Source organism: Sphingomonas sp. CCH15-F11 (assembly GCF_001557005.1).
In the GTDB taxonomy this organism is placed as follows: Bacteria; Pseudomonadota; Alphaproteobacteria; order Sphingomonadales; family Sphingomonadaceae; genus Sphingomonas.
This window is the reverse complement of sequence record NZ_LSKG01000001.1, coordinates 1-9,577: the sequence shown is the minus strand read 5'-3', so window position 1 is coordinate 9,577 and position 9,577 is coordinate 1. Positions and strand designations below refer to the sequence as shown.

9 protein-coding genes are annotated in these 9,577 nt (G+C 68.7%); 5 read left to right on the top strand and 4 right to left on the bottom strand.

Going from position 1 to position 9,577, the window contains the following annotated elements; genetic code table 11:
- Positions 1-149 precede the first annotated feature (149 nt).
- Positions 150-602, top strand: coding sequence for a peptidylprolyl isomerase (locus AX709_RS00045; protein ID WP_066483296.1), 453 nt, complete (start codon positions 150-152; stop codon positions 600-602).
- A 227-nt stretch (positions 603-829) separates the two neighbouring features.
- On the opposite strand, the gene AX709_RS00040 is transcribed toward AX709_RS00045, so the two are convergent.
- Positions 830-1,720, bottom strand: coding sequence for a LysR substrate-binding domain-containing protein (locus AX709_RS00040; protein ID WP_066483293.1), 891 nt, complete (start codon positions 1,718-1,720; stop codon positions 830-832).
- A gap of 284 nt (positions 1,721-2,004) precedes the next feature.
- Here AX709_RS00040 and AX709_RS00035 point away from each other — a divergent pair, with 284 nt between their 5' ends.
- Positions 2,005-4,293: a CDC48 family AAA ATPase gene (locus AX709_RS00035; protein ID WP_066483290.1), complete on the top strand. Its 2,289-nt coding sequence runs from the start codon at positions 2,005-2,007 to the stop codon at positions 4,291-4,293.
- Here the strand turns inward: AX709_RS00035 and AX709_RS00030 are convergent.
- Positions 4,250-5,554, bottom strand: a complete 1,305-nt coding sequence (locus tag AX709_RS00030) for an MFS transporter (protein WP_066545434.1) — start codon at positions 5,552-5,554, stop codon at positions 4,250-4,252. The two genes, AX709_RS00035 and AX709_RS00030, sit on opposite strands and share 44 nt — an antisense overlap.
- Positions 5,555-5,557: 3 nt before the next feature.
- Positions 5,558-5,881, bottom strand: a complete 324-nt coding sequence (locus AX709_RS00025; RefSeq protein WP_066545432.1) for an antibiotic biosynthesis monooxygenase family protein — start codon at positions 5,879-5,881, stop codon at positions 5,558-5,560.
- Between the two features lie 233 nt (positions 5,882-6,114).
- Between AX709_RS00025 and AX709_RS00020 the strand changes: the two genes are divergently transcribed.
- Genes AX709_RS00020 through AX709_RS00010 form a run of 3 tightly spaced genes read left to right on the top strand, consistent with a single transcriptional unit; the run spans position 6,115 to position 9,417 of the window.
- Positions 6,115-6,690, top strand: a complete 576-nt coding sequence (locus AX709_RS00020) for a class I SAM-dependent methyltransferase (RefSeq protein ID WP_231726120.1) — start codon at positions 6,115-6,117, stop codon at positions 6,688-6,690.
- 32 nt (positions 6,691-6,722) lie between these two features.
- On the top strand, positions 6,723-7,142 hold the full coding sequence (msrB, locus tag AX709_RS00015; RefSeq protein ID WP_066483277.1) for a peptide-methionine (R)-S-oxide reductase MsrB: 420 nt from the start codon (positions 6,723-6,725) through the stop codon (positions 7,140-7,142).
- A 43-nt stretch (positions 7,143-7,185) separates the two neighbouring features.
- Complete coding sequence (locus tag AX709_RS00010; RefSeq protein WP_082731550.1) at positions 7,186-9,417, top strand: transglycosylase domain-containing protein; 2,232 nt, start codon at positions 7,186-7,188, stop codon at positions 9,415-9,417.
- On the opposite strand, the gene AX709_RS00005 is transcribed toward AX709_RS00010, so the two are convergent.
- Positions 9,393-9,577 (bottom strand): M48 metallopeptidase family protein (locus AX709_RS00005; protein ID WP_156454078.1); only part of this gene is annotated, 185 nt, incomplete at its 5' end. The genes AX709_RS00010 and AX709_RS00005 overlap by 25 nt on opposite strands.

Sequence of the window (9,577 nt, the reverse complement as noted above, 5' to 3'; positions counted from 1 at the left end):
CCCCGCCCCTCCCCGGTCGCGCGTGTCACTCCTGTCCCGCCCTAGCGCGTCGGCGGCGCGCGAACAACCGACGGCCGCGGCCCGCCTTGCCTGGACGCCCAGCCGCGCCTAGGGGGCGTTCATTCCTTTCGCCGCGTGGAGCTGCACCGATGTCCGAATTCACCACCCTGACCCTGACGCTCGACACCGGCGACGTCACCATCCGGCTGCGCCCCGACCTCGCCCCCGGCCATGTCGCCCGGATCGCGACGCTGGCCAATCGCGGCTTTTACGACGGGGTGGTGTTCCACCGCGTGATCGACGGATTCATGGCGCAGGGCGGCGATCCGACCGGCACCGGCATGGGCGGATCGGACGAGCCCAATCTGCGCGCCGAGTTCAGCCGCGAGCCGCATGTCCGCGGCGTGTGTTCGATGGCGCGTACCGCCGATCCGCACAGCGCGAACAGCCAGTTTTTCATCTGCCTGGACGATGCGACCTTCCTCGACGGCCAGTACACCGTCTGGGGCGAAGTGACCGACGGCATGGACCATGTCGATGCGCTGCCCAAGGGCGAGCCGCCGCGCAATCCGGGCAAGATCGTAAAGGCCGGCGCGGCTTGAAGCCTTTTGGCCTCGATCGCGGTTGAGCTGAACGAACGCCAGACCTCACCTGTCACCTCGGCCTTGCGCCGGGGTCTACCTCTCGACAGGGCGCAATCCGTGCGGGCAACGGCGCTGTATGCCGCCTGGATCATGTAAGGATTGCCGGCGCGTTGAAGGCGGCACGGTGGATCCCGGCACAGGGCCGGGGTGACGATCATGTCTGACCCGAGCCGTCTGTTTTCGGATCACTCCGCAGTCGTGGCGACGGTCGCGACCAGCCAGTCGTGGAACAGCCGGACCGGCTGCTGATCGAGCGCGCGCCGGCGACAGACGAACCAGTAGCTGTAGGCACTGTCGACCGCGGCGTCGAACAGGCGGACGAGCCGGTCGTCGCGCGCGCCCTCGAAATGCGATTCGAGCATGAACGCGACGCCGATGCCGAGCGCGGCGGCCTCCAGCATCAACGCGCCCGAATCGAAATGATCGATCGCCAGCGGCTCGAGGTCGGGAACCCCCATGGCGACGCGCCATTCGGCAAAGGTGTTGGGCATGTCGCGATGCACCAGCGCGGTCAGGCCCGCCATCTGTGCGGGGTGGCGCACCGGCGCGTCCCCCTCGACCAGCGCCCGCGCGCCGATCGCATAGACGCGGTTGCGGTCGAGCCGAACGCTGTGGAATTGCGGATCGACCGCGGGCGCCAGCACGATCGCCGCGTCGATCCCGTCGCCGAGCCGGGCGAGCGCGTTGCTCGTCGTATCGACGTCGAGATGGAGGCGCGGATGCTGGCGACGCAGGTCGCCCAGGCGTGGCATCAGCCGCTGCGAGGCGAAGAGTGGCAGGACAGCCAGGCGCAGCCGCAGCACGTCGCCGCCGGTCGACATCGCTTCGACCGCATCGGCCAGCGTATCGAGCGCAGGGGCGATCTGCGCCAGCAGCCGTTCCCCGTCGGCATTGAGGACCATTGCCTGATGCCGGCGCTCGAACAACGCCTTCCCCACGAAACGTTCCAGCGCCTGGACCCGGCGGCTGAGCGCGGGCGACGACAGCGCAAGCTCGCTTGCCGCGGCCTTGAGCGAGCCCAGGCGCGCGACATGGACGAACGCTTCGATCGCGGTCAGGGGCGGAAGGCGGCGCATGGCAGATCATTGTGCGGTGCGGTGCGGGAACAGACAAGCGGCCGAACCGGCGATTGCGATCGTTTGTCGCCGATTGCGAAACTTGCAATCGGCTTTGTTCTTTTCGCACTTGCACAAAAGGATGACGCAGCGCACATAGGTGAGGCCTTTCAGGCATCCTCTCCTAAAACTTTCAAGGCCGGTCCTTCGGGACCGGCCCTTTTTTTTCGCAAGAGGCCCCCTCGACTCGCTGGGACCGACACCCCACTTGGCGCGTTTGAACCCAGACCGACAAGGGGGCGCGCATGGCCGATGAAGAACAACAAGTCCGCCGGCTTCAGGTCGCGCATTCGCGTGCCGAGGACAGCGGCCGCGGCCTCGCCCACCTGCCCCGCGCGCTGATGGCCGCGCTCGGCCTGGCCGAGGGGGATGTGATCGAGATCGTCGGCAAGCGCGCGACTCCGGCGCGCGCGGTGCTGCCCTATCCGGAAGACGAGGGGCTCGAGATCCTGCGCATCGACGGGCTTCAGCGCGCCAATGCGGGCGTCGGGTCGGGCGACTTCGTCGAAATCCGCCGCGCCGAATCGAAGCCCGCGACCCGGGTCGTCTTTGCGCCTGCACAAAAGAACCTGCGGCTCCAGGGATCGGGCACCGCGCTCAAGCGCACCTTTGTCGGCCGGCCGCTGTGCCAGGGCGACGTGGTCGCCACCGTCGGCCAGCAGCGCGTCGACGATTTTCCCCCTAGCATCGCGCAATTTCCCCGCGCGCCCGCCTATGCGCTGCAGGAAATCCGGATGGTCGTGCTGGGCACCAGCCCGCGCGGCGTGGTCCATATCGATGCCGACACCGAGATCGAGCTGCGCGCCGATTATGAGGAGCCGCAGGACAGCCGCCGCGCCGATGTGACCTATGACGACATCGGCGGCATGAGCGCGACGATCGACCAGCTGCGCGAGATGGTCGAGCTGCCGCTGCGCTATCCCGAGCTGTTCCAGCGTCTGGGCGTCGATCCGCCCAAGGGCGTGCTGCTCCACGGGCCGCCGGGCACCGGCAAGACGCGGCTTGCCCGCGCGGTCGCCAACGAAAGCGATGCGGCATTCTTCCTGATCAACGGGCCCGAGATTATGGGTTCGGCCTATGGCGAGTCGGAAAAGCGGCTGCGCGACGTGTTCGAGGAAGCCAACAAGTCCTCGCCGTCGATCCTGTTTATCGACGAGATCGATTCGATCGCGCCCAAGCGCGGCCAGGTGACGGGCGAAGCGGAAAAGCGGCTGGTCGCGCAGCTGCTGACGCTGATGGACGGGCTGGAGGCACGCGCCAACGTGGTGGTGATCGCCGCCACAAACCGGCCCGAAGCGATCGACGAGGCGCTGCGCCGTCCCGGCCGCTTCGACCGCGAGATCATCGTCGGCGTGCCCGACGAGCGCGGCCGGCGCGAGATCCTGGGCATCCATACGCGCGGCATGCCGCTGGCCGAGGATGTCGACCTCAACGAGCTGTCGCAGACGACCTATGGCTTTGTCGGAGCGGATCTGGGCGCGCTGACCCGCGAGGCGGCGATCGAGGCGGTGCGGCGGATCATGCCGCGGCTCAACCTGGCCGAAGGCGGCATCCCGCCCGAGGTGCTCGACACGCTGTCGGTCACGCGCCGCGATTTCCTGGAGGCGCTGAAGCGCGTCCAGCCGTCGGCGATGCGCGAGGTGATGGTGGAGGCACCGCGCGTGCGGTGGGAAGATGTCGGCGGGCTGGACGATGCGCAGATCCGGCTGAAGGAAGGCGTCGAGCTGCCGCTCAAGAACCCGCAGGCGTTCCGCCGGCTGGGCATCCGGCCGGCCAAGGGCTTCCTGCTCTATGGCCCGCCGGGCACCGGCAAGACGTTGCTGGCGAAGGCGGTGGCGCGCGAGGCGGAAGCAAATTTCATCGCCACCAAATCGTCCGACCTGCTGAGCAAATGGTATGGCGAGAGCGAGCAGCAGATCGCCAAGCTGTTCGCGCGCGCGCGGCAGGTGGCCCCGTGTGTCATCTTCATCGACGAACTCGATTCGCTGGTGCCGGCGCGCGGCGGCGGCATGGGCGAGCCGCAGGTGACCGAGCGCGTCGTCAACACGATCCTGGCCGAGATGGACGGGCTGGAGGACCTGCAGGCGGTGGTGGTGATCGGCGCGACCAATCGCCCAAACCTGATCGACCCGGCGCTGCTGCGTCCCGGGCGGTTCGACGAGCTGGTCTATGTCGGGCTGCCCGACGCGGCCGGGCGTGCGCGCATCCTGGGCATCCAGACCGCGAAGATGCCGCTCGCCGCCGACGTCGATCTGGACGACCTGGCGGCCCGGACCGAGCGGTTCACCGGTGCCGACCTGGCCGACGTGGTCCGGCGTGCCGGATTGTTCGCGCTGCGCCGGTCGATGGGGGCGGACGACGTGACCCGCGCCGATTTCGACGCGGCGCTCGCCGATTCGCGGGCGTCGGTGTCGGCGGAGGTCGAGCGCGACTATGAAGCGATGCAGGCGCGGCTGAAGCAGGACGCGGTGGCGTTGCAGCCGATCGGCTTCATTGCGCCGGGGATGCTGGCGCCGCGCGATCGCCCCGACTGAGCCGCGCGGCTGCGTAGCCGAGCAGCAGGACGAGGACGCTCGCCGCCACCAGATAGGGCAGCGGCCGCCAATATTCGTAGAGCAGGACGCCGATCGAGGGACCGAGCACGAACGCCGCGCCGTTGATCGCGGTGATCTTGCCCGCCACCGATCCCTGTGCGGCCGCACCGACGGCCAGCGACGCGCCGGCGGTAAACCCCGGCCGGATGAACCCGAAGCCGAGCGAGGCCAGCGCAAAGCCGGTGGCGATGCCATAGAGCGACGTGGCAAGGCCCGTCATCACCGAGCCCGCGGCCGCCAGCGTGACGCCCCATAGCACGAGCTGGCGCGGCCGCAGGTCGAGCAGCGGGATAATCCCCCATTGCGCCAGCAGCGCGGAGCCCGCACCCATGATCAGCACCAGGCCGGTCGGCTGGAGCGCGTCGGCGGGGGCGAGCGCGAGCCGGTCGATCACCAGAAAGCCGATCGCCTGGCCAGTCATCGCCTGGGCATGGCCCATCGCCAGTCCGATGACGATCCAGGTGCGGATGCGGCGATCGAGATAGCCGACCGCCTCGCCCCCTTCGGCGGTGGCCGCGGTAACCGATGCGCCCGAGCTCTGGCCGCCGATCGAGGGATAGCTCGCCGCCGCACCGGTGGCATGGGCCACCGCCCCGTCGCGCGGCAGGTATCGCCAGGCCGCCAGGGTGACGAGGACGCCGAACGCGCAGAAGACGAAGGCCGGGCCCGCCAGGCCGATCTCGATCCGGCCGGCATGGCCGAGCACCAGATAGGGCGCGAAGGCCGGGCCCAGGATCGTCCCCAGCCCGAATGCGGACGCGAGCAGCGACAAGGCGCGCGTCCGTTCCTCCCGGCTGGTCCGCCCGGCGACCAGTGCCTGGACCGCGGGCGGCGCGGCGGCACCGAACGTGCCGTAGATCAGCCGCCCGCCGATGAAGAGCAGAAACGCGACCGACGGTGCGATCCAGCCGTTGATGCCCGCGACCAGGAAGATGCCGCACAGGAACAGCGACACCGAAAAGCCGGTCATGCCGACCAGGACCATCAGCCGCCGCCCGGTCCGGTCCGACCGGTTCGCCCAGAAGGGCGCGGCGATGACCCATAGCAGCGCCGACACCGAGAATGCCGCCGCCACCGCGCTGTCCGCGACGCCGAGCGATCGGCCGAGCGCCGGCAGCACCGACTGGAGCGCGGTGTTGCCCGCGGCGATCGCGAGCATGACGGTGAAAAGCAGCGCGAATGTGCGATCGAACCGGACCATCCCTCACTCCGCCTGCCAGCGATAGTCACGCTCGACCCGCGTCACGATCGTCTCATGATCCGCATACCAGTGCGCCCGGCCGAGATCGCGGATGCGTCGATGTTCGGGATGGTCGCGCCAGGCGATCGCGCTGGCTTCATCCGCCCAATAGCTGATCGTGATCCCGAAACCGTCGTCGCCGCGCGCATGTTCATGGCCGCGATAGCCCGGCTGTTCGCGCGCCAGCGCCTCCATCGCGTGCGCCGCGGCGGCATAGGCGGCATCGTCGCCGGGCCGGCGGCGCGACTGGAAGATGACGGCGATCTCGCCGCGGCGGCGGTTGCGCATGACGGCCCGCGCATGACGCGGCGCGCCGATAATGGCAAGCGTGACACGCGCAAGCGCAGCAGGGGCAGACGCGGCGGCAAAATACGCCAGCTTGCAAAGTCTTTGCAATTTTGGGACTGACGGTGACACTTTCCCAATCATTGCGCGTTCTTGTGGCTCCCATGACCTATAGTGATTCCTCAATCCCGCTGCCGCGGACCCGACGGCACGAACGGCCCCCCTCGGCGGCCGCGATGTTTTTCCGCGGTTTCCTGAAGCATCCGGTGATGGTGGGATCGATCATCCCGTCGTCGCGCGTGCTGATCCGTCGCATGCTGGAGCCGGTCGACTGGTCGAGGACGCGGCTGTTCGTCGAATATGGCCCGGGAGTGGGTACGTTCTGCCGTCCGGTGCTGGACCGGCTGGCGCCCGACGCGACGCTGCTGGTCATCGACACCAACCCGGATTTCATCGCCTATCTGCGCGCGACGATCCACGATCCCCGCTTCATCGCGGTGCACGGATCGGCGGCGGATGTCGGGCGCATCATGCGCGAACACGGTCACGAGCACGCCGACTATGTGTTGTCGGGCCTGCCCTTTTCCACGCTGCCACCGGGCGTCGGCGACAAGATCGCGGCAGCGACGGCGGAGGTGCTTCGCCCGGGCGGCGCGTTCCTCGTCTATCAGTTCTCACCCAAGGTCCGCGCGTTCCTCGCCCCGCATTTTCCGCGGATCGACCACGACATGCTGTGGCGTAACGTGCCGCCGGCGCAACTCTATTGGGCCATGGCCGCACCGGCACCGCAAGGCGATGCAAAGGTGGATTGACGGGCGCAGCGCGACACCACACATCATGCGCCATGACCACGATCAACCTGTCCGAGTCCGAGTGGCGCAAGAAGCTGTCGCCGGAGGCCTATCACATCCTGCGTGAAGCCGGGACGGAACCGCCGTTCACCGGGCGGTACAACAACAACAAGGCCGACGGCGTCTATCGCTGCGCCGGATGCGGCACCGTGTTGTTCGACAGCGTCGACAAATATGATTCGGGTTCGGGCTGGCCCAGCTATACCCAGCCGGCCGACGCGGCCAACGTCACCGAGCATGGCGATGACAGCCACGGCATGCGGCGCGTCGAAGTCCGCTGCGCGGTCTGCGACGGGCATCTCGGCCACGTCTTTCCCGATGGCCCGCCGCCCACGGGCCTGCGCTACTGCATCAACTCCGCCTCGCTCGATTTCCGGGCGCGGAGCGCGGGGGAGGCGAGCGACGCCGCGTGATGCTTGTGGGCAGGGCACTTAGCCCCTAATCCACGTCGCTTCGATGGCTGCACGTTCCGCTTCCAAACCGCGCCGCTGGCGCCGCATCCTCGGCTGGACGGTCGTGGCCGGCGCGATCGTCGGCCTGTTCGCACTGATCGCGCTGACCGTCGCGGTGTTCAGCGCGCGCGCGTCGCTGCCCAGCTTCGCCGCGCTCAAATCATCGCAGAATGGCCAGATGATCCAGGTGCGCGCGGTCGACGGCACCATCATCGCCTCGCTCGGCCCCAGCTATGGCGAATGGATCGGCTATGACCGCATCCCGCCAGTGATGCGCGACGCGATGATCGCGGTCGAGGATCGCCGGTTCCGTGCGCATCCCGGCGTCGATCCGATCGCGCTCGCCCGCATCGCCAAGTTCGCGATCGACAATCGCGGCACCGGCCGCCGGCTGCAGGGGGCATCGACGATCACCCAGCAGGTCGCGCGCACGATTTTCCTGTCGAACAAATACGATGTCAGCCGCAAGCTGCGCGAAATGGTGCTGGCGCTGGCGATCGAGCGCAAGTTCACCAAGGACCAGATCCTCGAGCTATATCTGAACAAGGTCTATTTCGGCGGCGGCGCCTATGGCATCGACGCGGCATCGCGCCGCTTCTTCGGCCATCCGGCGACGCAATTGTCGCTGTCGGAAGCCGCGGTCATCGCCGGCCTGGTCAAGGCGCCGTCGCGCTATTCGCCGACCGCGGACGCCGAAGCCGCGATCGACCGGGCCAGCGTCGTCCTCGACCTGATGGTTGAGACCGGCGCGATCACCGCCGACGAAGCCGCGGCGGCGGCACCGCAATCGGTCAAACTCGCCCCCGAGCCCAAGCAGAACAGCGTGCGCTACTTCACCGACTGGGCCTTGCCCCAGCTCGACCTGCTGATCGACGAGACCCAGGCGCCGCTGGAGGTGTGGACCACGCTCGACCTGTCGATGCAGCGCGACGCCGACGCCGCGATCCGCGCCTTTGCCCCCGCCGGGTCGCAAGGCGCGCTGGTCGCGCTCGACCGCGACGGCGCGGTCCGGGCGATGGTCGGCGGCAAGGATTATGTGTCGTCGATCTACAATCGCGCCACCCAGGCGACGCGCCAGCCCGGATCGGCGTTCAAACTGTTCGTCTATCTTGCCGCGCTCGAAAACGGCTTCAAGCCGACCGACATGGTCGTCGACGCCCCGATCACGATCAACGGGTGGAGCCCGCGCAACAGTTCCGGGCGATTCAACGGCGAAATGACGCTGCGGACCGCCTTCGCCTATTCGATCAACACGGTCGCCGCGCGCCTGGGCCAGGAAATCGGCTTCGTCACCATCGCCGACATGGCGCGCCGGTTCGGCATCACGACGCCGGTGGATACCCAGCCGGCGATGGTGCTGGGCACATCGGACGTCCGGCTGATCGACATGACCCGCGCCTTTGCCTCGGTCGCGCAGAAGGGCGTTGCGGTGACCCCGTTCGGCATCACCCGCGTGACCGCCAATGGCGAGACGATCTATGCGCACCAGGTCGACACGTCGCGCGTGCTGGTCGCGCCGTTCGTGGCGGCGCAGATGACCGACCTGCTGCAGACCGCGGTCGCCACCGGCACCGGGCGCGCGGCGCAGATCGGCCGGCCGGTCGCGGGCAAGACCGGCACGACCACGCTCAACAAGGACGGCTGGTTCATCGGCTTTTCGAGCGGGATCACCACCGGCGTGTGGATGGGACGCGACGATTCGCGCCCCGTCGGCGGATTGCAGGGCGGCACCGCCCCGGCGCGGGCCTTTGCAAGTTTCATGGGCAAGGCCGTGCGCAACCGCCCGGTCGAGGCGTTCGACACCGAGGTCACGCTGCCCGAATGGCAGCTCGAGCCGGACGCCGAATCCTATCTGGGCGAGCCGGACAACGGCGCGATGCTGGTCGACCCGGACGGTAATCCCCTTGAGCCGGGCGAGGGGGTGGAGGGCGCACCCTATCCGGGCGGAGAGTTCGGCGATCCCGCCGACGAGGGCGAGACGGCACCGGCACCCGAACGATTCGACCAAGGCTGGATAGACCGGGCGATCGGGCGCGAGCCGCGCGAGCCCCGGCGTGAGCCGACCCGCGAACCGACCGGGCGCGAGACGAGCCGCCGACCGGCTGAGCAGCGACCACCTGTCGTCGTACCCGCCCCCCGCGCCTATAACGGCCCGCCGCCCCCCGTCGTCAAAATCACGCCGCGCGAACAATCGAGCCGAAACCAGTACCGTCAGGTCGAACGCCCGATCCAGTGAAGCGTCGCGCCGTGGCGCCGCAACCACGCCATGGCCGGGGCCGGATCGTCGTCCAGCAGCTGCGCGACCAGCGCGTGAAAGGCCGGGCCGTGGTTCATATGGACCCGATGCGCGACTTCATGCGCGGCGGTCGCCTCCAGCACGAACGGCGGGGCAAGGA